Source organism: Edaphobacter dinghuensis (assembly GCF_014640335.1).
Taxonomy (GTDB): domain Bacteria; phylum Acidobacteriota; class Terriglobia; order Terriglobales; family Acidobacteriaceae; genus Edaphobacter; species Edaphobacter dinghuensis.
The window spans coordinates 308,696-334,120 of record NZ_BMGT01000001.1; the positions used below are offsets into that span (position 1 = coordinate 308,696).

Consider the following 25,425-nt stretch of genomic DNA (forward strand, 5'->3'; position numbering starts at 1 on the left):
AGCCATATGGAATATCGTTCGGGAAGCCAGATTCGGGAAGATTTTTTGCGGTTTTTTGAGACTAAGGGGCACCGCCGCGTGCACTCTTCTTCGCTGGTGCCGGCGAACGATCCTACGCTGCTGTTTACCAATGCGGGGATGAACCAGTTCAAGGACGTCTTTCTGGGTGCCGAGAAGCGCGAATACTCGCGGGCGGCAAGCTCGCAGAAGTGCGTGCGCGCGGGCGGCAAGCATAACGATCTGGAGAACGTCGGCTTCACGCGGCGGCACCATACCTTCTTCGAGATGCTGGGCAACTTCAGCTTTGGAGACTACTTCAAGAAGGACGCCATTGCCTATGCGTGGGAGCTGCTCACCTCGCCGGAGTGGTTCGGCATCGATAAGGCGAAGCTGTATGTGACGATCTTTGAGGGCGACGCCGCCGTGCCGCGAGATGCGGAGGCGTATCAGTTCTGGCTCGATGTGGGCGTTCCTGCGGAGCGCATCTTCGAGATGGGCGCGGCAGATAACTTCTGGGCGATGGGCGATACCGGGCCGTGCGGGCCGTGCTCGGAGATTTATTACGACCTTGGTATTGCGGCTTCGGAGACGGGTGAGGACCTGCCATTCCCCAAGGACGAGCAGCGTTATGTCGAGATCTGGAACCTGGTGTTCATGCAGTTCGACCGCTCGGTTACAGCCAATGGGCCGGTGCTGGCTCCGTTGCCCAAGCCTTCGATTGATACGGGCATGGGGCTGGAACGGGTTTCAGCGGTATTGCAGGGTGTGCTGTCGAACTTCGAGACGGACTTGTTTACTCCGCTGATTAAGCGGGCGGAGCAGCTGACCGGACATAAGGTTGAGGCGGACCACGAGGTGGATGATCGCTCGCGTGCTTCGTTGCGGATTATCGCCGACCATGCGCGGGCAGCTACATTTTTGATCTCGGATGGTGTATTGCCAGCGAATGAGGGCAGAGGCTATGTGCTGCGAAAGATTCTGCGGCGCGGGATTCGGCATGGACGGCTGCTGGGGCAGGAGAAGCCGTTTATGCACGAGATGGTGTTTGCCGTTCGCGATGAGATGGGCGTGGCTTATCCGGAGTTGAAGGAGTCGGCGGAGCGGGTGGCGAAGGTGGTGCTGGCCGAGGAGCAGCAGTTTGCGCGGACGCTGGAGCTTGGTCTGCGGCAGATGAATGAAGAGACGCTGCGGTCAGGTGCTCTGGCGTTTCGGCTGTATGAGACGTTCGGCATGCCGCTTGACTTCATGGTCGATGCAGCGCGGGATGCTGGCATTGCATTTGATATGGCCGGTTTCGATGCGGCGAAGGAAGAGGAGCAGCAGCGGGCTCGGGCTTCGTGGAAGGGCGGATCGCAGAAGTCGGCGGCGCCGGTCTATCGGGAGTTGGCGAAGACAGAGTTTGAGGGCTACTCGGCGCTGCGGGTGGATGGCGCACGGGTGCTTGCGCTGGTGAAGGATGGCGTCGGCGTGCCGGAGCTGAAGGCCGGGGAGCAGGGAGAGGTCGTGCTCGATGCGACCAGCTTCTATGCGGACTCGGGCGGACAGGTGGGCGATATTGGCTGGCTGTATTCGGGCGACCACAATACGGTCGTTGCCGATGTCAGCGGAGCGACCAAGCCGGTGCAGGGAGTGTTCGCGCATAAGGTAGTGGCGCGGCAGACTCTGGCTGTGGGCGATGTGGTGGATACGGTGGTCGATGTGGAGAATCGCCGGGCCACAGAGCGCAACCACACCGGGACGCATCTTTTGCACGCCGCGTTGCGCGAAGTTTTGGGCAAGCATGTGAAGCAGGCTGGTTCGCTGGTGAACGCTTCGCGGCTGCGGTTCGACTTTTCGCACTTCACCGGCGTTGCTGAGGAAGAGTTGCAGCAGATTGAGGACATTGTGAACCGGCAGGTGCTGGGGAACGCTGCTGTACAGACGCTGGTTGATGTGCCCATCGATGTTGCGGTGAATGAGCTGGGTGCGATGGCGCTGTTTGGCGAGAAGTATGGCGACCGCGTGCGCGTTGTCAAGATCGGCGACTTCTCGACCGAGCTCTGCGGCGGAACTCATACAGGAGCGACGGGAGAGATTGGCCTGATCAAGCTGGTTGGCGAGGGTTCGGTTTCATCGGGCGTGCGCCGTGTCGAAGCGGTGAGCGGAACTGGAGCTTTGAGCGAGTTCCGGCGCGGGTTCGACGTCGCACGCGTCGTAGGGCAGATGATTGGGGTTACGGATACGGCTCCGGCTGATGCGCTGCGGCACAGGATCTCCGCACAGGAAGAGGAGATGAAGAAGCTGCGGCGCGAACTGGACCAGGTTCGCATGAAGTCGGCTTCGGCCTCTGTCTCGGATGCAGCTTCCGCTGCGGTCGAAGTAAAGGGCGTCAAGGTGTTGGCGCAGCGGGTAGATGCACTGGATAAAGGTCAGATGAGGACGCTGGTCGATAGTCTGCGCACGAAACTCGGTAGCGGCGTTGTGGTTCTCGGCGCCGGTGTGGACGGCAAGGTCTCGTTGATCGTCGGCGTCACCAAGGATCTGACCGCGAAGGTGCAGGCAGGAAAGATCGTCGGTGCGCTGGCAGGGATGGTGGGAGGCAAAGGCGGAGGGCGCCCTGATCTGGCAGAGGCTGGTGGAAGCGATGTCGCTGCGCTGGATGGCGCACTTGCAAAGGCGGCTTCGGTTGTTGAGGGCTTGTTGTAAACCACTGCGGTCAACAGGAAAAAGAAGAACGGCAATAGCCTTCGCTGTTGCCGTTCTTCTTTGTGTATCCAGTCCGGATTGAATCGAGTTATGCAGAGATGGAGCGGAGGTTGGACTGCGTATCGATCTGCTTCGCAGGCATCATCGCCGAGGCCCGCTTCATGATCTCAATCTCAGCAGGAGCAAAGAGCTCGGGAGCAATGCCGCCTACTGCAACATAGCCCGGTTCGTCGCCAAGAGCCATCGATATCTGGTTCCAACGCAGGAAGGGCGACGTTGTTGGCAGAACAATGAGGCGACGCTTGGGCTCCGGGAAGGCAAAGTATGCTGTCCAGATTGCAAGAGTGGCGCAGATAGCCAAGCCATTGATTACGTTGACGGTGGATTGCATGTTCAGATTGTGTGATAGCCATGCAGCATCAACCAAGCTCACCGTAGCCATGAGACCAAGCCCTAAGCTAACACCGAAGATCCGGCTACGATAAGAAAGGCCCATCGGACGGATGGCGAAGCAGACAAAGAGAAGCAGGCAGAGCGTAAGAATGCTCGAAGTCTGCTGAACCTGCGTAACCAACCCAATAACGAATTCCAGGCCTGAATGGTGAGGTGCCATGGCAACCCCCACAGACACAGCCACTGATATTGCCGCCACCCAGCGGAATATCAGCATTCCTAATGTTTGAAGTCCTTTCAGTGGAGCCATCGATAGCTTGAAGATGCTATAGACGACAAGAAGCGAAAGAATCGCCTCTAGAGCATAGGAACCCCAATAGACATAAAAGTAAATCCGATAAGCAAGATGCGGCTCAATAAGAGCAACAACGCTTAAGCGAATCAAACTTAAGCAAGCCAGACTTGACAAGAACCTAACCGATAAAAGCGCTATAAGCCATCGGTAGTTATGTGAAATGGTCGAGCGCAAAAGAAAGACGAGCGCACCTGCACATAGCAAAGGTTCGAGATATGTGAAAAACGATATTAGCCAAGCTTCGTTCATCTTGCCGCCCCGTGAGACTAATAAAAGCCTAGTCTATTCCACGGGGGCACACAACATATAAATCAGCAAACTACGCATTATTTTGCGCGACTAGCGAAGCAAGAACGAAAGCCAGTAATTACCAGCCACCATTAATGTTGCAAGCATTGGGCGAGTTCGGAGGGCACATCGGAATAGGCGAAGCGCTGACCTTTGCGGTGATCGTGGCCTTGGAGGAGGCGGAGGAGGTCTGGGTGGTTGCTGCTGCACCGGTGAGGGCGAGGACGACGACGAAAGCGCGGACGATGTTTTTCATGACTGGATACCCCAAAAGTTGTAGATTCTATCCGCCGATTTTGCTGGACAGATTCGATAGATAGAGATTAGGATCGTTTTGGAAGTAAGTCCAATAGAATCAAATACATACTTAAATATGAAACGCAAAAAGTGACTAACGTAACCGTCGCTTTTTGCATGCGCAAAAGTATGCTTGTTCGCTCTCGTTGAAGTGGAAGTTCAGTTCCCTTTTCAGCCGACGCTGGGAGAAATACTCCAAATTGGGAAGATTTTGAGTGTTGTGAGTAACTACTTTGCCCCTGCTCCTGGAGGCGAATTCACCTCCCTCTTCGGCACCCGTTGTATCTCTGGTAAACACCACCTCGAGGTGGCTTCGGACGAGGCTGAAGGGTAATAAAGAATCCCGCTCCTCTTCCCTACTACCCTTCCTCAATGAAGCTTTAGCGAGATTCTGCCGAAATGGGGAGGGGATGGGAACCGGGGCCTGTCAGTTTCCTAATCCTATTGAGATAGTTGAGACCATCCTCCCCAACTATCTGCTTTTAAAGGATGGAAGAGCTCACAAAAGTGTGAGCTCTTTAGGGTAACTATAGGGTTGACGGCAGCGATAGGAGAGTATCGCGCGCAAGTCATTGATATAGATTGGCTTAGATCAAAATCGCGGGGAATGGAGGTCTCCCGTCCGGCATCACGTCAAAAGATATGCGGTGCACTGGGCGGGAGATTCGAATCAGGCCTGTACTGGAGCAGATTCAGAGGGGACTGGCGCGACCGGGGCTGGCTTCTTTGCCGGTGCGGCTTCCTTTTTAGATGGGGCAAGGATCGCGTGCAGCGTTGTGCCTTCCATGCGAGGCATAAATTCAACCTGGCCGGCGTCTCCGATATCGACGATAAGACGGTTAATGATCTTATAACCGAGGTCGCGGTGGGCCATCTGGCGGCCCTTGAAACGGAGTGACGCCTTGACCTTATCGCCTTCGCCGAGGAAGCGGACTGCCTGATTCTTCTTGGTCTGGTAGTCGTGCTCGTCGACGGTGACGGAGAACTTAACTTCTTTGATGGTAATGATCTTCTGCTTCTTACGGGCGGCGCGGTCGCTTTTGTCCTTCTCGTAGAGGAACTTGCCGTAGTCCTGGATCTTGCAGACCGGGGGGACGGCGTTGGGAGAAATCTCTACGAGATCGAGAGAACGCTCGCGGGCCATCTTGAGGGCTTCGAAGGGAGCCATGACGCCAAGTTGTTCGCCGTTCTCGTCGATGACGCGAACTTCGCGTGCGCGGATACGTTCGTTGGTGCGGATGAAAGACTTAGCGGAACGTTTATCAATCGGTGGAATAAGTCGCCTCCACAGCGCGCTTTGCGGCTCGCTATGCGTTTGTATAGGGTTAGGCGCACCTTTGGGATTAAAGGTTGCGTCGCAACGTGAAGTATAGCACTTCTGTTGCCACTACCTGGATGCAGGCGCGACAGCTTGCCTTGGGAGCAAAATAACGGATACTGTGTGTATGCTCCGATAGTGAAAGGAACCCGATGAAACGTCGCATTTTACTGGTCGATGATGAGGTAGCCGTACTGCTGACTTTGAAGGCAGTGCTCGAGATCAGTGGATTTGAAGTGGATACGGCGGCTTCGGCGAAAGAAGGCCGGTCGAAGTTGCATACGCATGAGTACCAGATGGTCATTACAGATATGCGGATGGAGAGCGATGCCGCCGGTCTGGAGGTCATCAAAGCGGCGCGAGCGGCTGCGTATCAGCCTGCAGTGGCGCTGTTGACGGCGTTCCCGGCAGCGGACGAAGACTGGCAGGAGATGGGCGCGGACAAGATGCTGGTGAAGCCGATGCACACGCGCGTCCTGCTGGAGCAGCTTGAAAAGCTTCTGATCTCGCATGAAAGTAAGCTGGCAAAGAAAGCGAATGGGCAGAAGGCGGCAACCAAGAAGACGACCAAGGAGGCCCCGGCAAAGAAGGTGCCTGTGAAGAAGGCCGCAGCCCAGAAGATCCCGGCAAAGAAAGCTCAGGCCAAAAGTACCGCCGCGAAGAAGACTCTCGTAAAGGCAGCAGCAAAGAAAAAGCCAGCTGCGAAAAAGAGCTCAGGCAAGAAGCAAAGCTGATTTACCGGCTTTTCGTGCGACTCTACCGTCCATGCTTTGCATGGGCGGTTTCAATTTAATGAGGTTCAGGTGAGGCCTTTTTCTAGGTGGGACTGTGAGCTTTAATGTAGTTGCGAAGAGAGATGTTGAGGTCGAGCGCCTTCTGGACGCCACCATCTAACATGCGCAGCCAGTCAGAGGCAGGCTCTTTCATCTCGGTGGTGCTAAGCAGATAGCTCGTCTGCACGATGATCTCAAGAGCGTTGCTGAGGTCGTGGGCAAGCTTGCGGATCTCAACAGCGAGGTCTTCCGGGATTTGAGACTGACTGTTGTCATTCTGGGAGGGTTGGGTGCCGGGCCGGGAGATCTGATCAGTCATAATTAAATCCTGCTTCGTAGTCTCGTTGGTAATGAGATGCCAGATCGAAGGAAGGGTCACTAACGCAGCGGTGGAATTGACATGCGGCGCAGTGTTTGTAAGACTGAACACTCGCGGTTTAGCAGTTCCGGTTCTAGCTGGAATGTTTACACCGGGCCGTAGTGGCGGAATTGGCAGACGCGCATGGTTCAGGTCCATGTACTCGCAAGGGTGTGGGGGTTCGAGTCCCCCCTTCGGCACCAAGATCATAAGAATGAGCACCTTTCGGGGTGCTCATTCTGTTTTGCCCCTCGTTTTGAGCCTGGCAAATCCAGCGTCGTTTATTCTTATCACTGTCCACCATGAACGATGCCATCCCTCAGCTATTGACTTACGATGAAGCCGCGCTCGACAGCGCCTTTGCCGCCGTTGCCGAAGAGGTTCGCAGTGGAACCTCGGCGCTTGAGACCCCTGACGCGCAAGAGGCCTTTAGGCTGCACTGGCTGGGGCGGAAGCAGGGCCGGCTGAAGCTGATCAGCGAGGCGTGGCTGAAGTCGGCTCCGGCAGAGGCGCGTAAGCCACTGGGCATTCGCTTCAATCAGCTCAAGCAGGAGATCGAAGCGGCGCTTGAGGCCCCTGTGACCGCGACTGGAACGACCACCGTGCGTGGAATCGACATCACCCTGCCGGGAACGGTCCGTCAGCCGGGCATCGCTCATCCGCTGCTGCAGACGATGCAGGAGATCGTGCGGGTCTTCCACCATCTTGGCTACTCGACCAACCTGGGGCCGCAGGTGGAGAGCGACTTCTATAACTTCGAGGCGCTGAACTTTCCCCAGAATCATCCGGCGCGGGATACGCAGGATACGTTGCAGATCGCCGATCAGGGATCGAAGGCGAGCCGCGACCGGCTGTTGATGCGCACGCACACCTCGCCGGTACAGATACGGACGATGGTGGCGCAGGCCCCCCCGATCCGCATCGTCATTCCGGGCAAGGTTCATCGCAACGATGCCGCAGACGCAACGCACTCGCCGATCTTTCACCAGGTCGAGGGGCTGTGCGTGGATACAAATATCACCTTCTCCGACCTGAAGGGGACGCTGGACCATGCAATGAAGGCGCTGTTCGGCTCGAACGTCAAGACAAGGTTCTTCCCGAGCTTCTTCCCGTTCACGGAGCCGTCGGCCGATGTGCAGATCTCGTGCATCTTCTGCGGCGGCAAGGGCTGCCGCAAGTGCAAGCACTCGGGCTGGATTGAGCTGCTGGGTTGCGGGATGGTTGATCCGGCCGTCTTTGCCTCGGTAACGGAAGAGCGCCGCAAACTAGGTCTCGATGATGATGCCTACAACCCGGATCGCATCACCGGCTTTGCCTTCGGCATGGGTGTCGAGCGCATTGCCATGATTCAGCATGGCATCTCCGATATTGGGCAGTTCTATTCGGGAGATATGCGCTTTCTGGAGCAATTCGCCTAAGCATAAGTGGCAAGCCACGCAATGGAAAGGACTGCCGCTCGACAAAAGCTCTCCATTACCCTGAAGAAACTTAATGCCACTAGGCATGCAAAATATTTTCCCACCTAGATATCGCTTCACTGATTCGCGGCAACCCCATATATCTAAGCAATTGTATCTAAATAACTTACCTACAAATCCCTTCTAGGGGCAACTTTGGTCATCCAATTGCTTTCAAGATACGCAGAAGCAGTTTGCTGCCTCCGGATCTTAGATCGATTGCCTAAGCACCTGACGGTCAAACTCGAATTGAAAGGGATTTTATGTTTACCAAAAAGGCTTTTCTCCATCTCTGTCTCGCGTTGGGTGTGACAGTCCTTACCGCTTCAGGTGCAAGAGCGGATGAACTCTTCGTAGGCTCTCAAAATGGCCTCTGCTGCTTCAACGTCGATCTGCAGCAACTCGACGCGAACGATATGCAGGTAACTGTAAGTTTGACGGATGGCGCTCAGTATTTCGTCAATACCGGTTCGGGAAATCATCCGGGGTTCGCGTTCAACCTTCTTAACGCTCCCACCATCTCTATCTCGGGGTTGAGCTCGCCCTGGGTCTCGGGAGATGTGAACCTTACTTCTACAGGAACGAATGGTCCTGCCATGGGAACATTCGACTATTTCATCACCAACCCGGGCAATGGGGCGAACGCAGCCAATGATGGCCCTCTTGTCTTTACGATCAATAATGCTTCGGGAATCTCGTATAGCGATTTTGTCGCGAACAGCAACGGATATTACTTCGCAGCAGACATCATGAACAGCGCCGGGAAAACGGGCGAATCCGGCATCAACAACCCGGGCACAATGAGCGCGGTTCCTGAGCCGTCTTCCCTGATTCTGCTCGGCACAGGCATTCTTGGTGCTGCTGGAGCTCTCCGGCGACGCCTCACTGCCTAGGACCTGTCTCAAATCTGCTTTCTAAAGCCTTCCGGCCCTGTTTTACAACGGGCCGGAAGGCTTTTTAGCGCGGGTAATTCTATCGAACTCCCAGCACATCGCACTTCGCGTGCAGTGCCAACTGGTGGGCCGTACCGCCCAGGTAACGGCTGACCCCTCCGGGGTCGCGGCGAAGGCCGACGACCAGAAGCTCCGGCAGCAGCCGATCGATCCCCTGAAGCAGGGCATCGATCTCGTTTCCTTCGATCAGCTCTGAATGAAGGCTGATGCCTGCCCGCTCTGCCGCCGCTCGGGCTTTGCTATGCAGGTCCTCGTAGAAGGCCCGCTTCTGGCTTTTGATCAGCGGCGGAACGTCGGGAGCGACGGCAGAGACGTAGCTCATATAGGCGGGCGGGTTCTCGATGACAGTGATGAGATAAAGCTCTCCGGCGACGAGTTTGGCCAGATCGAGTGCCGAACGAAAGGCGTGTTCCGCCTCCGGTGATTCATCGAATGCAACTGCAATCTTCTTGAACATCGCATCTCTCCCCAGCTTGCAGATCTGCTGATTAGTGATGTTTCAGACTGTGATGTCGACCTTTTAAATGCTAGGAGGGCTTTTTCCTGGAGAGGCCGATGAAACCGAACAGCAGGTGCAGCACGGCGAGAGCGAGCGCGCCCCAAAATGCTGCGCCGAAGGTGGTCACGGCAAAGCCCGGCACGAACTTGCTGGAGAACCAGAGAATCACCGCATTGATGATCAGGAAGAAGATGCCGAAGGTGAGAATGCCCAGCGGCAGTGTGATGATCTTGAGAAAGAGTCCCAGCGTCGCGTTGAAGAGGCCGATGACAATAACTGCGATGAGCGCGGAGATGAAGCTGCTAACGTGAAATCCCTCGACGAAGTGCGAGACGATCAGCAGGGCAACGGCATTCAATATCCAGTGCAGAAATAATCGGAGCATAATCGGTTTCCCTCTTTTTCAGCTTGAAGTTGAGTTCTGAACTCTCCGGTCGAGCCTGTTGACAGAAAAAGCATACCTTATCTTCTTCAAAGCGATTCGCGGTTTTGATGAGTCGCGCGTACTTTTCAGAATGTCTAACTATCAGACGGGACATCACTCTTGAGGAGGACTACCACTGTGGCGAAACAGTTTGAGCGGATCGAACTGCTCCACCGCCAATTCATCGAAAGGCAGCGGATCTTCTTCAATGCCTCGGCTGCGGCGGAAGGGCATGTCAACGTCTCGCCGCGGGATAATGCGGCCCTCCGCGTCCTGACGACCAACACTGTGGTCTATCTCGACCGCACGGGCAGCGGCAATGAGACTGCCGCTCACCTGTTAGCCAACGGCCGGCTGACGTTGATGTTCTGCGCGTTTGAAGGGCCGCCGCTGATTCTTCGGCTGTATGGGCAAGGACGCATCGTGCCGCGCCGCAGCACGGAGTATGCCGATCTGCTGGCCTCTGAGTTTGAGAACACAGAGCCGCCGGGAACGCGGCAGATGGTTTGGTTGGATGTCGATCTGGTGCAGACCTCATGCGGCTTCGGAGTACCGCTATACGACTACGTGGGCGAACGCGACCAGCTCACCAGCTGGGCTGAGGCCAAGGGTGAAGAGGGGCTTGAGGAGTACTGGCACCTGAAAAATGAGCGCAGCATCGACGGGTTTCCGACCGGGCTATTTGAGGAGACACCTTCCCGGTAGTCCGGATATGGCAGGGACCGCTCAACATTTAGACTAGAGAGCGTCCACCATGAAGATTCTTACAAGCTGGCTCCGCTCTTACCTGCCCTCACTTTCGGTCTCTGACCGGCAACTGGCCGATGACCTGACGCTTCGCGGTATCGCTGTCGAAGGCGTACATGACCTTGGCGAAGGCAATGGCCATCTGTTCGAGATGGACATCACGACCAACCGCGTCGATGCAATGAACCACTATGGCATCGCGCGAGAGGCAGCGACGATCTACAACCTGCCGCTGGCTCCGCTGGAGACGGCGCTGCCTGCTGCGACGGCAGGCGCGAAGGCTTTTCCAGTGCGGATTGAGGCGCCGGAGCTTTGCGGACGATTTACAGCTCGGGTGCTGCGCGGTGTGACTATTGCTCCGAGCGCAGGCCGAATCGCAGAATACTTCAACCTGCTGGGGCAGAAGCAGATCTCGAATGCTGTGGACGCGAGCAACTTCGTGCTGCTGGGGATGGGGCATCCCACCCATGCTTTCGATCTGGACAAGATTGAGGGCGGCATCGTGGTTCGTCTGGCGCACAAGGGCGAGAAGCTGCGGCTGCTGGACGGAACCGAGCGGACGCTCGAGGCCGACGATCTGGTCGTGGCCGATGAGAAGAAGGCGCTCGCGCTGGCAGGCGTGATGGGCGGCTGGGACTCCATGATTACGGCGGAGACGAAGAACATTCTGGTGGAGGCAGCGTGGTTCGATCCGGCGAGCATTCGGCGCAGCTCTCGGCGGCATATGCTGCACACCGATGCCTCACACCGGTTTGAGAGGGGCGCGGACTTCAATGCCGCTCCTGTGGCGAATGCGCTTGTGTCGCGGCTGATTCTCGAGAGCGGCGGACAAGTTGAGGGCGAGTTGGTTGATGTGGTGGTTCCAGCGGCTGCGGCGAAGACCGTTGATCGTGCGCCGATTGCGCTTTCGGTCAGTCAGGTGCAGCGGCATCTGGGAACGACGATCGCTCCCGAGGGAATCACGAAGGAGATTGTGGCACGGTATCTGGCGGCGCTCGGCTGTGAGCTGACGGCGACGTCTGACGATGCGTTTGCGGCAAAGCTGCCGAGTTGGCGACTCGATCTGGAGCGTGAGATCGACCTGATCGAAGAGGTAGCGCGGGTTTACGGCTACAACGGGTTTGCGAATACTCTGCCAACTCCGGGTATTGTGATTGCGCATCCTACCGCTGCTGCGGAGGCCGCGGTGCGCGAGCGGCTGCTGGCGCTGGGCTTCAGCGAGTCGATCTCGAGCACGTTTGCCTCGCAGACGGATAGCGATTTGTTTGGCACGGCCGGTAAAGGCACGGTCGCGATGGAAAATCCTCTGTCCGAAGAGGCAGCGCTGCTGCGGCCTTCGTTGGTACCGGGCATGTTGACCATGCTGGCGCATAATCTGAACCGCGATGTGCCGACGGTGAGGTTGTTTGAACAGGGCGCGATCTTTACCGGAGGCACGAAAGAAGTTGCCGAGTCAGCCTCGCTTTCGTTGGGGCTGACGGGAGCGTCTGGCGCGAGTTCGTTACACACGGCGGCTGACACCCCCATATTTGAGCTGAAGGGCGCGATTGAGTCCCTGCTCTCGCTGTTTGCAGGCGGCGAGGTTGCGTTTGCGGCAGACGCACCGAATTGGTTGCAAGCGGGACGCAGCGCTACGGCGTTGCTTGATGGTCAACCTGTGGCTCAGTTTGGAGAACTCGCCGCTTCGGAGATGGCCCGACGCAAGCTGCGGCAGCCGGTCTATCTAGCGCAGATCGACCTCGCAAAGCTGTATACGCTTCCGCTGCGACAGGTAACAGCACGGGAGATCTCGCGGTTTCAGGCCGTGGAGCGCGACTTCTCGTTTACCTTTCCCGACTCGATGCAGTGGCAGACGATCGCCGCGGCGATCCGCGCGCTGGGGATTCCCGAGTTGCAGAAGCTCGCTCCGACCGAGATCTTCCGGGATGCCAAGGGCAAGTCAGTACCTCCGGGTTTCTACGCAATCCTGTTGAAGTGCGTCTTCCAGTCGAACGAGCGCACGCTGCGGGAGGATGAGCTGACGACATGGTGGAGCGATATTATCGCGGCACTGACCAAGCTGGGCGGAACGATTCGCGCTCCAGGGCTTTAAAGGGCGAAGCATTTTTCCATCACCGCTGCAAGTGTTTGCAGTGAAAGAGGCAGGCATCCACATAGATTCCACACAGTTTTTCCCCAACAAAATCCACGCTGCTGCCGTCTATACTTGAAGCATATGAGTACATCCACCATCAGCGTCGATGAGTTCCAGGCGCTTGAGCAAAAAGTTATTCGTGCCGTCGAGATCGTAAAGCGCGAGCGCGAGGCCCGCGCTGCTGCCGAGGCACAGGTCGCCTCCCTTAATGATCAGCTTGAGAGTCAGTTATCTGCCCAGATTGCGGTTGAAGCGCAGCTCACTACCTTGACCAAGGAACGCGATGCAGTGCGCCAGCGCGTTGAAAAGATGCTGCAACAGATGGACGAACTCCTCTAACTGAATCTGACAAGGAGCAGCGATGGAACAGACAGTCGAAGTCCCGGAACAGCAGGCCGAAGTTCAGTCCATCGCCGTCGAGATCTACGATCAGATCTACAATCTGCGTGGAACCGACCCCGCGTACATCGAGCGACTGGCCCATATGGTCGACGCCAAGATGCGCGCCGTCTGCGCGCACGGCGGCACGGTCGATAGCCTGCGTGTGGCGGTGCTGGCAGCACTGAACATTGCCGACGAGCTGTGCACCGCACGGCAGCGCCAGGACGTGCTCGCCGGAAGCCTGTCGCAGTCGCAGGTGTCGATGCGCTCGCGCGCCGGGTCGCTGGCGGGACTGCTGGACGAGGTATTGGAAGAGCGCAAGGCCGGCTAACCTGCACATTTCCTCGAAGAAGGAGTCTGCGTGTACATCCCCAGGGCTAATGAAGAGAACAGGCTCGAGGTTCTGCACGACCTGATCGAGTCGCATCCCCTGGCATCGCTGGTGACGATTGGGCCATCCGGTTTATTTGCTTCGCATTTGCCGATGGTGCTGGAACGCAAATCGGCGACGCATGGATTGCTGAAGGCGCATCTCTCGCGGGCAAACAAGCAGTGGCAGGACTTTCGGCCTGAGGTCGAGGCGCTGGCAATCTTCTGCGGCCCGGAGCATTACATCAGCCCATCGTGGTATCCGGAGAAGAAAGAGACCGGCAAGGTTGTGCCTACGTGGAACTATGCCGTTGTCCATGTCTATGGGCGTCTGAAGGTGATTGAAGACCCGGCGTGGCTCCTTGAGCATCTCAACGCGCTGACTACAGCTAATGAATCTGCATTCCCTGAGCCTTGGCAGGTCGGCGATGCGCCTGCGGATTATGTTGCATCGCTGCTGAAAGGAATTGTCGGGCTGGAGCTTCCTATCGAGCGCATCGAGGGCAAGTGGAAGGCCAGCCAGAACCAACCTGAGAGCAACCGCGCTGGGGTCATCGATGGGCTGGAGCGGCTGGGGACCTCTGAGAGTCTCGCGATGAAGGCGCTTATAGCCGCCGCAAAAGAGTAAACCGTACGCCATTTTTGATTGCCAAGTCAGCGGGCAGGCTTCTTAAAGCCGGGAAGAATGCGCGACTTCACTTCCAGCTTGTGGTAGTTGCGATAGGCAGCCCGGAATGACCAGATACTCTTGTGGAAGGTTCCGGCGCCGCTGGTGACACGCAGATCGATCGTCGAAGGCATCCAGAAGGTCTCGCCGCCGAGCAGGACAGGCGCATAGTCGACGGTGATGACGCGCTCGCCGATGAAGGGCGATCTGTATATGTCCCCCGGGGTGATGACGTGGTGCGGGGTGGTCAGCTCCAGGTGCGTAATCTGCATGGATGCCGGGTCAATAAAGACGCGGCCTTTGCTGTTCTCCTTTAAAAGACAGCGGGCGGTGTTCTGGGGCATGAGAACGGTGGCAAAGCTGACAACGTAAGGATCGGCCGGACGTTTCTTATGTACCCGCTGCAGCTTGTAGTTCGTGCAGGCCGCCTGCTTGAGCGAGACAACGGCGAGACCTCCCTCGAACGCTCCGCTCAGCATGGTGGGGCCGTCCATCTTCTGCGATGTCGGCGACTTGTCGTTAACGGTCTTAATCTGGCGTGACTCTACCAGCGCTGTCGTATTGTCAGGGTCGAGGGTGCGCCTGAGGCGAAAGATGGAATCCGTGACGGTGGTGTCCTCGGTCCGCGAACCATGTTCCACCTGCGAGACGACATGCTCATCGCAGAAGAAGCTGGGGACACTGGCGTCATAGTGGTTCAGATTCGCATCCAGCCGCTCGAGAATCTCTTCGAGCGAAGGCGTCTTCGCCTGCTGTGCACTTAGCGCAGACGAAAACCCAAGCAATGCAACAAGCGAGATGGCCGCAGCGGATGTTCTAAAGGTCATATCGAATCGCACATTTTGCCGCGCAACCATCATAGGCAATCAAGTATCTGAATGGGTTGGTTTACGCGAAAAAGCTCACTTCGGCGATCCGCGGCGCAGAGGAGGAAAGCAAAGGGAAATGCGCATCTATCCTACGCCGGGCTGTCAACTTGCTAATCCACGCCTCCGCATATAGCATCCAACCTAGAAACCGGCCTGCTAAGCAGGTGCGCGATCTACGCTGGTTGAACCAACATTCATTGAACAGGGGCTTTGACTCGTATACATGGCTCGGTGTGCAACGTCCGCCAGTCCGGAATGCCTAAAGAGCCACGGCAGGGTCCCGCCGTCTTAGGACGGGTTCACCAGCGCTTCGACGCACGGCCCCGCGGGTCGGTCTTCTTTTTTGTTTTAATTATTGGCAGTTTTTCTTTGCCTGAATTTCAGACGTGCATCCCACCCTTCTCCACTTCGGCCACATTACTCTCCCAACCTTCGGCGTTCTAGCCGCTCTGGGGCTAATGGCCGGGTTGGCGCTCAGCCTGCGTACAGCGGTGTCTGCAGGGCTTAGCCCTGACCGGCTTTGGAACGCGGGGCTCTTCGTGCTGCTTTCAGCGTTCGTGCTCTCGCGGGTGTTGCTCATCGTGCTGTACCTGCACGCGTTCCTGACCTACCCTATTCTTTTGCTGGCAGTGCCGTCGCTTACCCCTCTGGGGATACTGCTGACGGGTATCGTCACGGTGCTGTATCTGCGGGTACGACGGCTTCCGCTGCTGGCGACGCTGGATGCGTGGGCTCCATGCGCTACGCTGGTCTGGGCGTTTCTTGCGCTGGGACACTTTGCCGAGGGCAGCGATCCCGGACTGGTAACTAAGCTGCCGTGGGGCAGGCCGATGATCGCGGGAGGAATTCCTCTCCATCCGGTGGCCTTGTATGCTGCGATGGTGGCGGTGTTGCTGACGGGGGTGCTTTTGCTCCATCTGCGACGACGGCGCAGGCGCGGCGATACGGCTGCTTTTGCGCTGGCTGCCGTAGGGATTGCACAGTTTTTGCTGACGTTTCTACGCCAGCCTGATCCTTCGGTCGAGACGCTCGGCAATCTTCTCGATCCGATTCAATGGGTTGCCATAGGAATGATCGTCGCGGCTGGAATCATCTGGCTGTGGCCAAGAAAGCTGGTATTCGATGCCGTCTAAACATATGTTGCCAAAAGGCCAACGGCGGCGCTCCGTCAAAGCGGAGTACCGGGCCACACGCGGCGTCGAAGAGGTTGCACCGCCACCGGTGCCGATGCTCGACATCGAAGATGAGGCCGAGGATGGCATTCGCACCTTCACGGCAGACGTAGCAGCCGCGGGACTGCGGCTTGACCAGTATCTGGCGCAGGCGATTCCCGACATCAGTCGGGCGCGAGTGCAGCTTCTTATCGACAATGGCCAAGTGCGCGTCGACGGGCAGGCCGCCAAACCAAAGCACAAATTGCATGGCGGCGAGTCCATCGAGATCGATGGCGCACCGCATCCTCCGCCGCTTCATGCGATTCCTGAAGATATTCCGCTGGATGTGTTGTACGAAGACAAGTATCTGGCAGTCATCAATAAACCAGCGGGCATGATGGTCCATGCAGGTTCGGGTGCAAGTGAGGACGCGCGGAATCGCGGCACGCTGGTCAATGCCCTGCTCTTTCACTTTGCAAAGCTCTCAGACATAGGCGGCGAACTGCGGCCCGGCATCGTGCACCGGCTGGACAAACAGACCAGTGGCATTATCGTTGTGGCGAAGGATGACAGCACCCATCGCAAGCTGGGAGAGATGTTCTCCGAGCGCCAGGTTGCCAAGACCTACATCGCTCTGGTTCACGGCAACCTTGCGAAGGACGAGACGACCGTGAATCTGCCGATTGCTCGGGATCTGGTTCGCCGCATACGGATGACGACACGGCGAGCGGATGGACGCCCGGCTGTCTCGCATGTAAAGGTGGTGGAGCGCATCAAGTCAGACTACGGGCTGTTCACGCTGGTCGAGGTGCGCATCGAGACCGGGCGGACGCACCAGATTCGCGTCCATATGCAGTCGCTGGGGCATCCGGTGGTGGGCGACAGCCTCTATGGCGCACCGCACCGCATTGGCGGTGGCGAGACCGCGCTATCGTTGGAGCGAAATTTTCTTCACGCGGCGCATCTGGCCTTTACCCACCCTCAAAGTAAGAAGGCAATGGACATACAGGCTCCTCTTCCTATCGAATTGGAGACCTTTCTGGCAAAGATTCGGACGGGTTTTGGCGGAGTTGAGTAAAATCAATGCTTGTGACTGCACTTAACCGTACCCATCGTAGGCCCGGGTTGTTGACCTTTGCTTTGCTGCTCCCAGTTGCGTTTGCCGCTGCGCCCTTGTATGCGCAGACAAAAGCGACGTCCCCCGCCGCCTCAGCAGCCACTGCTGGATCGCAGACCTCTCCCACCGCACAGCAACCGGCGGCGTCCAAGACCACGCCCCCGACTACGACGACCCCGGGCCAGCCTTCATCGCAGGAAGAGCCGATTACAACCATTCAGGTACAGGTTAATGAAGTTAACCTGATCTTCACCGTGACCGATAAGAAAGGCCGTTTCATCACCGGGCTGCAGCGCCAGAACTTCGGCCTGCTCGACGATCAGCGTCCACCGGAAGCGGTTCTCGGCTTTACGCAGCAGACCAACCTGCCGCTTCGTGTCGGCATCATGCTGGACACCAGCAGTTCGATCCGTCAGCGCTTCCAGTTCGAGCAGGACTCCGCGATCGAGTTCCTGCTCCAGATACTGCACCTCAATGACAGAGCGTTCGTCGAAGGATTCGACATCTCGACCGACGTAGCGCAGGGCTTCACCAACAACGTCGATCTGCTGAACCAGGGAATTCGCAAGCTGCGGCCGGGCGGCGGTACTGCTCTTTATGACGCACTGTACAAGACCTGCCGCGACCAGATGCTGGATCTGCCGGAACCGGGTTCGGTGCGGCGCGCCTTGATTCTTGTCTCCGACGGCGACGATAACTACAGCCGGGCGCAGGAGAGCGATGCAATCAAGATGTGCCAGCGCGCCAACACCATCGTGTATGCCATCAGCACCAACGTCAGCCCCAGCCGCGACAAGGGCGACGACGTGTTGAAGGCCATCTCGGAGGCGACCGGCGGGCAGGCCTTCTATCCCACCAAGATCGAAGACGTTGCTCTCGGCTTCCGCAATATCGAGCAGGAGCTGCGCAGCCAGTACTCGCTGGTCTATCGTCCGGCAGACTTCAGGCAGGATGGCTCCTTCCGCACCATTTACCTGCAGGCGTTGGACCCGCGATATCACGTTCGCGCGCAGAAGGGCTACTTCGCGCCGAAGCCGCCACAATAACTTAGAAGCTGGAGAAACACGAGCTATGGCTAAAGACGCAGAAGAGTTGTGGAAACAGGTCGATCAGTACATCACTGATCGTTTGATTCCTGCCGATCCGATTCTCGAAGAAGCGCAGGCGGCCAATGCAGCTGCTGGATTGCCGACCATCGATGTCGCACCGAACCAGGGAAAGCTGTTGCATCTGCTGGCGCGAATTGCGGGGGCAAAGAAGATTCTCGAGATCGGAACACTGGGCGGCTACAGCACCACATGGTTGGCAAGGGCGCTGCCTGAAGATGGCCGCCTGGTGACGCTCGAATTCGATGCAAAGCATGCCGAGGTGGCTCGCAAGAACATTGCTCGTGCAGGGCTGGATAAAGTGGTTACGGTGCAGCTGGGAGCTGCGCTCGATACGCTGCCGGTTCTCGTCAAAGAAGGTGCGGGGCCGTTCGACCTTATATTCATCGATGCGGATAAAAAGAATCTCGCAAATTATCTGGCATGGTCCTTGAAGCTCTCCCGCAAAGGGACGCTCATCCTCGTTGACAATGTTATCCGCGACGGTGAGGTCATCGACGCATCCAGCGAAGATCCGAATGTGCAAGGCGCACGACAGCTCTTCGACGCGCTGAAGCGGGAGCCGCGGCTGCAGGCTACAGCGCTGCAAACTATTGGTAGCAAAGGCCATGACGGCTTTGCTATGGCGGTCGTCGTCGAGTAGAAACAGACGGTCTCCCCCAGTTCTGCCTGCTGCGAAATTATGCGGCCAAACAGGAAACTCTCGGGTTGCATCGGTGTCTAACTACGCAGGGAGAACTCCCATGAATATGCGTTTGCGCCTTGCACTGCCCACCTTCGCTTTGCTCGCCGTTACGGCTTGTGCGTCACTGCTTGCATCCGCGCAGCAGCCTGCGGGAATCCAGAATGCATGGACGGAGCTGGCAAATCAGCCTGCGAGCCACACTGCTTTTAGCTTCGACCGCACCATGATGCAGGTTGCGCAGGCGTTGTTACAGTCCGGCGGAATGGCCCCGGAACGCGCTGCCGCAGCACTGACCGGCATTGCTGTGGACAATTATCACTACTCGGAACCTGCTTTCTATACGCCCGAGGTGATGAGCAGCATCATCGCCAGCTATCATGCAGCGGGCTGGAAGCATCTGGTCAATGCCAACCAGTCACCGGCGTCTTCGGCGCAGCCTCGCGGTCCTATCACCGATCTCTGGCTGCATAACTCCGGCCCGAATATCAGTGGCGTTGTCGTGCTCACACGCTCTCCACGCGATATGAGCGTTATCCAGATCACCTGTGATCTGCGCCCGCTCGACCTCGTCCACCTCAGCGGCCACTTCGGTATCCCGAAGGTCGATCCCAATGCCGTGATGGAGCCAGCTCCTGACGGAAGATAGCTTCTACCAGCCGTATTGCTCAACTTGCCGCAGTAGCTCCAGCTTTCGCTCCGGAGGCAGAAAGCTCGCCTCCACGGAATTCGCTGCAAACTCGCGCATCTGCTCCAGCGAGAAGCCGTAACGCTCCTGTGCCAGAACATACTCCTCGAGCAGATTGCTGCCGAACATCGGCGGATCGTCGGAGTTGAGCGTTACCATCAGGCCGGAGTCGAAGTATTGCCGCAAGGGATGCTCATCGAAGCTCGAGCAACAGCCCGTTCGGATATTGCTGGTCACGTTAATCTCAAGCGGAATTTGCTTCTCGGCCAGGATCTCGATTAATTCAGGATCGTGTTGTGCCGATAGAGCGTGACCCACACGTTCGGCGCCGATGTTGATCGCCGACCAGATGCTCTCGGGGCCCACCGATTCTCCTGCATGCGCGGTGAGGCGCAGGCCAGCCTGTTTTGCCTCTGCATATAGCTCGCGGAAGAGGTCAGCACCACCGCGTGCCTCATCGCCGCCGATACCGATGCCGATGATGCTGGGATACTTCGGCTGCAGCTCCGCTGCTTTGCGAAATACCTTTGCTGCCTCGTCCGCCCCGAAGTGACGAACAGCGTCAATGATCCAGAGAACCGTGGTGCCGAAATCCTGCTCGCCGCGAATACGCGCGCGCTCGATGGCCTCGACATAAGGCTCAACTTCGGTCTTCTTCCAGTAGAAGATGATGCCGAAGGAGATGTAGACCTCAGCGTGAACGACGCCCTGAGCAGCCAGCTCACGAACCATGTTGTAGGTGATCAGCTCGTAGTCCTCTGGCCCGCGCAGACGCTCGGTGACAGCCTTGAAGGACATGAGGAAGCCGAGGAAGTTCTCGTACCTGTAAAGCTCGCGAGCGGATTCGAGGGTGAGAGGCTCGGCGTCGTGGCGTCGGCTCAGCTCGACCAGGGTCTCCGGCAGGATAGTGCCTTCAAGGTGCAGGTGCAGCTCCGCCTTGGGGAGTTTGCGCAGCCAGTCGACGACGTCGATCTCTGCGTCTCGCTTTGTAGTTCGTTTCGCCATTCTTACCAGTTTAGGTCCTGCCGCTTGTAGTTCTGTTTGCAGGAGAGGCAAAGGTGCTCAACTCTTATAAAACTCGCTGCGCTTGCGGCTGTAGAAGAGGTAGACCACCAGGCCGATAATCAGCCAGACAAAGAAACGAATCCATGTCTTGGCTGGCAGCCCCGCCATCAGCAAGATGCAGAAAAACACCGATAGCACTGGAATGATCGGTCCAAAGGGGACGCGAAATCCGCGGGGGCGCTCCGGCTGCTTGACGCGCAACACGATCACACCGATCGAGACGAGCACAAAAGCGAACAGTGTCCCGATGTTCGACATCTCGGCGAAGGTGCCCACATCGAAGAGGCCAGCCGGAATGGCCACGAGAATTCCCGCGACCCAGGTAGCAAAGGCAGGTGTCCGGAACCTGGGATGGACACGGCTGAAGACATCGGGCAGCAGCCGGTCGCGCGACATCGCAAACCAGACGCGCGCCTGTCCCAATTGGAAGACCAGGATGGACGAGATCATGCCAACCAACGCGCCGATCAATACTCCAAGCCTGACCCAATGCAGCCTGTGACCGCCGGGCGCGGTCATGGCGACCTTCTTAAGCGCATTGACGACGGGAGCGCCGTCACCAGCCACGGACTGCCAGGGGACCAACCCCGTCAGCACAGCAGCCACACCGATGTAGAGGATGGTGCAGATCACCAGCGTTGCGATGATTCCTATGGGGACATCGCGGCGGGGATTTTTACACTCCTCGCTCGCCGTAGAGATAGAGTCGAAGCCGATGTAGGTGAAGAAGATGATGGAGCCGCCCGCGAGAATGCCGCTCCAGCCGTTGGGCGAAAATGGTGTGTAGTTTGCCGGATGAATGAAGCTGAGGCCGAAGAAGACGAACAGCAGGATGGCCGCGATCTTCACCAGTACCATGATGTTGTTTGTACGCGCCGATTCGCGGATGCCGCGCACCAGCACCACTGTCAGCAGCAGCACGATCAGAAATGCGGGGATGTTGAAGCCTGCATGCCATCCGGGGGTGTAGATGTCGTGCCCCTGAAGGTCCTGCAACCCCAGCGGCAGATACGCGGGTGAGAGCCACTTTGGCGAGATATGCAGTCCCATCCAATCGAGCAACGCCACCACATGCGCCGCGAAGCCAACGCTGACACTCATGTTGCTGAAGGCGTATTCGAGGATGAGATCCCAACCAATGATCCACGCCACCAACTCGCCGAGCGTAGCGTAGGTGTAGGTGTAGGCCGACCCCGCAATGGGGATCATCGATGCCAGTTCTGCATAACAAAGCCCGGTCAGCGCACAGACGATTGCCACCAGCACCAGCGAGATTGCCAGCGCCGGTCCAGCGCCGGGGCGTCCAGCGATGGCCCCATGATGCAGGATCAGATCGATGACAGGCGAATCAGCCCACGATGCAAGCGCAGCGGGGTTTCCGCCAATCGCAACGCCGATGACCGTAAAGATGCCCGACCCGATCACCGCGCCGATGCCAAGCGCAGTCAAAGAGACCGGACCAAGCGTCTTCTTCAACGCGTGCTCTGGCCTCTCCGATTCAGAGATCAGCTTGTCGATCGATTTGGTACGAAATATCTGTCTGGCCAGCGGGATTGCTCCTCAAACAGAATTGATCTGGAGCAGCTCGATACTTATCCAATGGAACTTGCTCTAAACGGAACCCCGGGCCGCATGGGCCACGTTATCGGTTCCGCTTAGAGCTTCGTGCCGTTACCGCTTGCTCTGACCGCGTGAAGCCTTCTTGACCTTGGCCTTGTTCTCGCCGCGAGCGCCGGTGCGCTTGCCCTTGGGGGCGGCCTTCTTACGTGCTGCGCGCTTTACCTTCTTGCGCTCTTCGGTATCGGTAATGTTCTTGGTATTTGCCATGTTTCGGTGCCAATCTTTCTATAAATGCGATTTTCAGAACTTTAGAGGCGCTCCAACTGGGCGAACTTCTCCACCAGCTTCTTCACGCCATGCTGTTGAAATTGTACTGTAATCTTCGCGTCATCCCCATCACCTTCGCGGCGAAAGACGGTTCCTTCGCCATACTTCGGGTGCCGGACGCGGGTTCCCTGCTTCAGACCGGTCTTTCCGGCAGCCTCGGCAACCTCCAGCTTTGGCCGTGCGATCTTCTGCCCGCGAGCTGCAAAAAAGCTGGCAATGTTATCGATCGACTGCCCCGGAGCGGCAGTTCTGCTGAACTTCGAGCGACCGGCATTCGTCGCGCCACTGCCCGATCCCGCTCGTGAGGCGCTCTGGTCTTCGTCTTCGTAGCTGTAATGGCGTTCACCGAAATCCGCGCCACCGCCACCAAACCGATTCGCCCTGGGGTAGGGCGTCGCATAGACATTTCCGTAATCCGAACCTGAGAACTGCGGACGAGCCGGAGGGCTGCCGAGGTCTTCGACCAGCCGCGACGGAACCTCTTCGAGAAAGCGCGAGGCAATGCTCGCCTCCGGCATATCGCTGCCATAACGGCGACGATAACGGGCACGCGTCATCACCAGCGTATCCATCGCGCGGGTCATGCCCACATAGCAGAGGCGGCGCTCTTCTTCCAGGCCGGTTGGGTCGGTAAAGGTGCGCGAGTGCGGAAAGAGGCCCTCCTCCATGCCCGCCAGAAAGACCAGCGGAAACTCCAATCCCTTGGCAGCATGTAGCGTCATCAGCGTCACGCGAGCGTCGGCAGAATATGAGTCAGCGTCGCTTACCAACGCTGCATGATCGAGAAACTCATGCAGTGTCTCTCCGCGCTCCTGCGCGTCCTGCGCAGCGTTGGCAAGTTCCTTCAGGTTCTCAATTCGCGAAAAGGACTCTGGCGTCGCTTCATCTTCAAGCGCACGGATGTAGCCACTGCGATCATTCAGAAATTTGATCAACTCAGGCAAGGTAGCTGCATCGCCGGGCTTGCGAAACGCAGGCTTCTCCTCTGTCGCTTCAGGTATAGCAACTTCGCTCTTTGCCGCTGCGGCAGCTTTGCCGCGCGACCCAGCAGCCGACTTCTTCAACACCACTGGCGCAAAAGGGTTGAACGAAACTGCATCAATCTCGTGAGCGGCATCGGAATCGACAGCGTTCTCCGGCGCAATGGTAGAAATCTCCTCGCTGGGGCCGAAATCGAATCCGAAGTTAAAGCTGGTATCGAACGAGGTGTCAGCCTCCTCGTCAACCGCGGGAGCAGCCTCCAGCTCTTCAACATCGAACGAGGCGTCTTCGTCGGCTGATTGCTGTTCTTCCACGTCCGCAGCCAGCTTCTCGGCAAATCCCGGGCCGAGCATCGCTCGCGCATCTTCGATGAGACGCCGAAAGCCACCCAGCGCAATCAACGCTCGCTGCGGCAGCAGCTTGTCCTCAATGGCGACGCCGATTGCGTCCCATGTACTCATGCCTGAAGAGAGCGCCATGCGCTCCAGCGTCTCCATCGTCGTCTTGCCGATGCCCCGTGGCGGCGAATTGACCACACGGCTCAGCGCGATAGAGTCGTGCACATTCTGCACCAGCTTCATATAGCTGATGATGTCTTTCACTTCGGCACGGTCGTAAAAGCTGAAGCCTCCAACCATGTGGTACTGAATCTGATATCGCCGCAGCGCCTCTTCCACCAATCGCGATTGCGAGTTCGTGCGGTAGAGCACAGCGCATCGCGGCGCATCTTCCTGACCGCCAGCCTCGCGAAGATATTTCTGAATACGGTCCGCGATGAACAGCGCTTCATTCTCACCATCGGGAGCCTCGTAGTAACCAATCAACGAGCCGCCCTCGCGCGAGGTCCAGAGATTTTTGCCCTTACGCTGCGTGTTCTGCGCAACGACCGCCGACGCTCCTTCGAGAATCACCTGCGTCGAGCGATAGTTCTGCTCCAACCGGATGGTCTGGACTTTGGGGAAATCTTTTTCGAACTCCAGAATGTTACGAATGTCTGCGCCGCGCCAGCTATAGATAGACTGGTCCTCATCACCAACGACGCAGACATTTCCTTCCGGCCCAGCTAGCAACTTCATCAGTTCGTACTGCGGACGGTTCGTGTCCTGGTACTCATCGATCATCAAATAGCGATAGCGGCGGTTGTACCTCTCTCTTACCTCGCTCGAAGATTTCAGCAGGCGCACCGTCTCTAGCAGCAGGTCATCGAAGTCCAGTGCATTGGCCTTGAACAACTCCTTGCGATAGATCTCGAAGACGTGCGCAATCTTCTCTTCCATCGGGTTTGCGCTCGCCAGAAAATACTCCTGCGGGTCGATCATGTGGTTCTTCGCCCAAGAGATGCGCCCCAGCGCCACACGCGGCTTAAGCGCCTTGTCATCGATAGCTAACCGTTTTAACGCTTGTTTAACAACTGCCTGCTGGTCGGTCTCGTCGTAGATGGCGAAGGTCTTCGTCAGTCCGACGCCGTTGACGCGCATGGCCTCGATGTCGCGACGAAGCACACGGACACAGAACGAGTGAAACGTCGCCAGCATCGGCTTGGCGAGCGAAGTGTGCCCGAGAATCTTGTCGACACGCTCGGCCATCTCCTTTGCGGCTTTATTCGTAAAAGTTACGGCGAGGATCGAGTCCGCCGAAACTCCTCTCTCCTTAATGAGATAGGCGATGCGATGTGTAATCACGCGGGTCTTGCCGCTGCCCGCTCCTGCCAGCAGCAACACCGGGCCGTCGACGGCTTCGACGCCCTCCCGTTGCTGCGGGTTCATATTTGCAACCAA

25 protein-coding genes, 1 tRNA gene and 1 other RNA gene are annotated in these 25,425 nt (G+C 57.5%); 16 read left to right on the forward strand and 11 right to left on the reverse strand.

The genetic code is table 11. The annotated features are described in order from the left end of the window. The first annotated feature begins 6 nt into the window (after window positions 1–6). Window positions 7–2,685 (forward strand): alanine--tRNA ligase, encoded by a 2,679-nt coding sequence (gene alaS / locus IEW09_RS01175; RefSeq protein ID WP_188552334.1) that lies wholly within the window; start codon window positions 7–9, stop codon window positions 2,683–2,685. Window positions 2,686–2,773: 88 nt separating this feature from the next. Here alaS and IEW09_RS01180 read toward each other — a convergent pair whose 3' ends face one another. From IEW09_RS01180 to infC, 3 genes are all read right to left on the reverse strand, one after another. Further along, window positions 2,774–3,682 carry a hypothetical protein gene (locus tag IEW09_RS01180; protein ID WP_188552335.1) on the reverse strand — a complete coding sequence of 303 codons (909 nt, stop codon included), beginning with the start codon at window positions 3,680–3,682 and terminating at the stop codon, window positions 2,774–2,776. A gap of 118 nt (window positions 3,683–3,800) precedes the next feature. Continuing rightward, window positions 3,801–3,977, reverse strand: coding sequence for a hypothetical protein (locus tag IEW09_RS01185; RefSeq protein WP_188552336.1), 177 nt, complete (start codon window positions 3,975–3,977; stop codon window positions 3,801–3,803). Window positions 3,978–4,688: 711 nt separating this feature from the next. Then, window positions 4,689–5,339: a translation initiation factor IF-3 gene (gene infC, locus IEW09_RS01190; protein ID WP_308420531.1), complete on the reverse strand. Its 651-nt coding sequence runs from the start codon at window positions 5,337–5,339 to the stop codon at window positions 4,689–4,691. A gap of 149 nt (window positions 5,340–5,488) precedes the next feature. On the opposite strand from infC, the gene IEW09_RS01195 reads away from it, so the two are divergent. Beyond that, window positions 5,489–6,070, forward strand: a complete 582-nt coding sequence (locus IEW09_RS01195) for a response regulator (RefSeq protein ID WP_188552337.1) — start codon at window positions 5,489–5,491, stop codon at window positions 6,068–6,070. An 82-nt stretch (window positions 6,071–6,152) separates the two neighbouring features. On the opposite strand, the gene IEW09_RS01200 is transcribed toward IEW09_RS01195, so the two are convergent. Continuing rightward, window positions 6,153–6,428 carry a hypothetical protein gene (locus IEW09_RS01200; protein ID WP_188552338.1) on the reverse strand — a complete coding sequence of 92 codons (276 nt, stop codon included), beginning with the start codon at window positions 6,426–6,428 and terminating at the stop codon, window positions 6,153–6,155. A 155-nt stretch (window positions 6,429–6,583) separates the two neighbouring features. Between IEW09_RS01200 and IEW09_RS01205 the strand changes: the two genes are divergently transcribed. The 3 genes from IEW09_RS01205 to IEW09_RS01215 all read left to right on the forward strand — a co-directional run bounded on the left by IEW09_RS01205 (window position 6,584) and on the right by IEW09_RS01215 (window position 8,817). Next, window positions 6,584–6,670: transfer RNA gene (locus tag IEW09_RS01205), tRNA-Leu, on the forward strand. A 99-nt stretch (window positions 6,671–6,769) separates the two neighbouring features. Continuing rightward, a complete protein-coding gene (gene pheS, locus IEW09_RS01210) occupies window positions 6,770–7,885 on the forward strand; it encodes a phenylalanine--tRNA ligase subunit alpha (RefSeq protein WP_188552339.1) in 1,116 nt (371 codons plus the stop codon). 302 nt (window positions 7,886–8,187) lie between these two features. Further along, window positions 8,188–8,817 carry a PEP-CTERM sorting domain-containing protein gene (locus IEW09_RS01215; protein ID WP_188552340.1) on the forward strand — a complete coding sequence of 210 codons (630 nt, stop codon included), beginning with the start codon at window positions 8,188–8,190 and terminating at the stop codon, window positions 8,815–8,817. Window positions 8,818–8,896: 79 nt separating this feature from the next. On the opposite strand, the gene IEW09_RS01220 is transcribed toward IEW09_RS01215, so the two are convergent. Further along, window positions 8,897–9,334: a universal stress protein gene (locus tag IEW09_RS01220; protein WP_188552341.1), complete on the reverse strand. Its 438-nt coding sequence runs from the start codon at window positions 9,332–9,334 to the stop codon at window positions 8,897–8,899. 70 nt (window positions 9,335–9,404) lie between these two features. Then, window positions 9,405–9,761, reverse strand: a complete 357-nt coding sequence (locus IEW09_RS01225) for a phage holin family protein (RefSeq protein WP_188552342.1) — start codon at window positions 9,759–9,761, stop codon at window positions 9,405–9,407. 177 nt (window positions 9,762–9,938) lie between these two features. Between IEW09_RS01225 and IEW09_RS01230 the strand changes: the two genes are divergently transcribed. The 5 genes from IEW09_RS01230 (at window position 9,939) to IEW09_RS01250 (ending at window position 14,059) form a co-directional block, all read left to right on the forward strand. Beyond that, entirely contained in the window at window positions 9,939–10,505 is a 567-nt protein-coding gene (locus IEW09_RS01230; protein WP_188552343.1) for a pyridoxamine 5'-phosphate oxidase family protein, read from the forward strand. A 49-nt stretch (window positions 10,506–10,554) separates the two neighbouring features. Continuing rightward, window positions 10,555–12,639 carry a phenylalanine--tRNA ligase subunit beta gene (gene pheT, locus IEW09_RS01235; protein ID WP_188552344.1) on the forward strand — a complete coding sequence of 695 codons (2,085 nt, stop codon included), beginning with the start codon at window positions 10,555–10,557 and terminating at the stop codon, window positions 12,637–12,639. 123 nt (window positions 12,640–12,762) lie between these two features. Continuing rightward, window positions 12,763–13,020, forward strand: a complete 258-nt coding sequence (locus tag IEW09_RS01240; RefSeq protein ID WP_188552345.1) for a hypothetical protein — start codon at window positions 12,763–12,765, stop codon at window positions 13,018–13,020. 22 nt (window positions 13,021–13,042) lie between these two features. Continuing rightward, on the forward strand, window positions 13,043–13,393 hold the full coding sequence (locus tag IEW09_RS01245) for a cell division protein ZapA (RefSeq protein WP_188552346.1): 351 nt from the start codon (window positions 13,043–13,045) through the stop codon (window positions 13,391–13,393). Between the two features lie 30 nt (window positions 13,394–13,423). Continuing rightward, window positions 13,424–14,059, forward strand: a complete 636-nt coding sequence (locus IEW09_RS01250; RefSeq protein ID WP_188552347.1) for an FMN-binding negative transcriptional regulator — start codon at window positions 13,424–13,426, stop codon at window positions 14,057–14,059. 26 nt (window positions 14,060–14,085) lie between these two features. Here the strand turns inward: IEW09_RS01250 and IEW09_RS01255 are convergent, their stop codons facing one another. Beyond that, window positions 14,086–14,925: a hypothetical protein gene (locus tag IEW09_RS01255; RefSeq protein WP_188552348.1), complete on the reverse strand. Its 840-nt coding sequence runs from the start codon at window positions 14,923–14,925 to the stop codon at window positions 14,086–14,088. Between the two features lie 189 nt (window positions 14,926–15,114). Here IEW09_RS01255 and ssrS point away from each other — a divergent pair. The 6 genes from ssrS to IEW09_RS01280 all read left to right on the forward strand — a co-directional run bounded on the left by ssrS (window position 15,115) and on the right by IEW09_RS01280 (window position 19,675). Further along, a non-coding RNA gene (gene ssrS, locus IEW09_RS18925) (6S RNA) lies at window positions 15,115–15,303 on the forward strand. Between the two features lie 50 nt (window positions 15,304–15,353). Next, window positions 15,354–16,100: a prolipoprotein diacylglyceryl transferase gene (locus IEW09_RS01260; protein ID WP_188552349.1), complete on the forward strand. Its 747-nt coding sequence runs from the start codon at window positions 15,354–15,356 to the stop codon at window positions 16,098–16,100. Continuing rightward, the gene (locus IEW09_RS01265; RefSeq protein ID WP_188552350.1) at window positions 16,090–17,199 is read left to right on the forward strand and encodes an RluA family pseudouridine synthase; all 1,110 of its coding nucleotides are present in this window, start codon (window positions 16,090–16,092) and stop codon (window positions 17,197–17,199) included. The genes IEW09_RS01260 and IEW09_RS01265 overlap by 11 nt, the downstream gene beginning before the upstream one ends. A 5-nt stretch (window positions 17,200–17,204) precedes the next feature. Beyond that, window positions 17,205–18,284 carry a VWA domain-containing protein gene (locus IEW09_RS01270; RefSeq protein WP_263369027.1) on the forward strand — a complete coding sequence of 360 codons (1,080 nt, stop codon included), beginning with the start codon at window positions 17,205–17,207 and terminating at the stop codon, window positions 18,282–18,284. Window positions 18,285–18,309: 25 nt separating this feature from the next. Next, window positions 18,310–18,987, forward strand: coding sequence for an O-methyltransferase (locus IEW09_RS01275; protein ID WP_188552351.1), 678 nt, complete (start codon window positions 18,310–18,312; stop codon window positions 18,985–18,987). A 100-nt stretch (window positions 18,988–19,087) separates the two neighbouring features. Then, window positions 19,088–19,675, forward strand: a complete 588-nt coding sequence (locus IEW09_RS01280) for a hypothetical protein (protein ID WP_188552352.1) — start codon at window positions 19,088–19,090, stop codon at window positions 19,673–19,675. Between the two features lie 3 nt (window positions 19,676–19,678). On the opposite strand, the gene add is transcribed toward IEW09_RS01280, so the two are convergent. From add to IEW09_RS01300, 4 genes are all read right to left on the reverse strand, one after another. Next, window positions 19,679–20,719 (reverse strand): adenosine deaminase, encoded by a 1,041-nt coding sequence (add, locus tag IEW09_RS01285; protein ID WP_188552353.1) that lies wholly within the window; start codon window positions 20,717–20,719, stop codon window positions 19,679–19,681. Window positions 20,720–20,776: 57 nt separating this feature from the next. Then, window positions 20,777–22,255 carry an amino acid permease gene (locus tag IEW09_RS01290; RefSeq protein ID WP_229739001.1) on the reverse strand — a complete coding sequence of 493 codons (1,479 nt, stop codon included), beginning with the start codon at window positions 22,253–22,255 and terminating at the stop codon, window positions 20,777–20,779. Window positions 22,256–22,450: 195 nt separating this feature from the next. Continuing rightward, window positions 22,451–22,606: a hypothetical protein gene (locus IEW09_RS01295; protein WP_188552354.1), complete on the reverse strand. Its 156-nt coding sequence runs from the start codon at window positions 22,604–22,606 to the stop codon at window positions 22,451–22,453. Between the two features lie 41 nt (window positions 22,607–22,647). After that, a complete protein-coding gene (locus IEW09_RS01300; RefSeq protein ID WP_188552355.1) occupies window positions 22,648–25,413 on the reverse strand; it encodes an ATP-dependent helicase in 2,766 nt (921 codons plus the stop codon). Window positions 25,414–25,425: the final 12 nt, after the last annotated feature.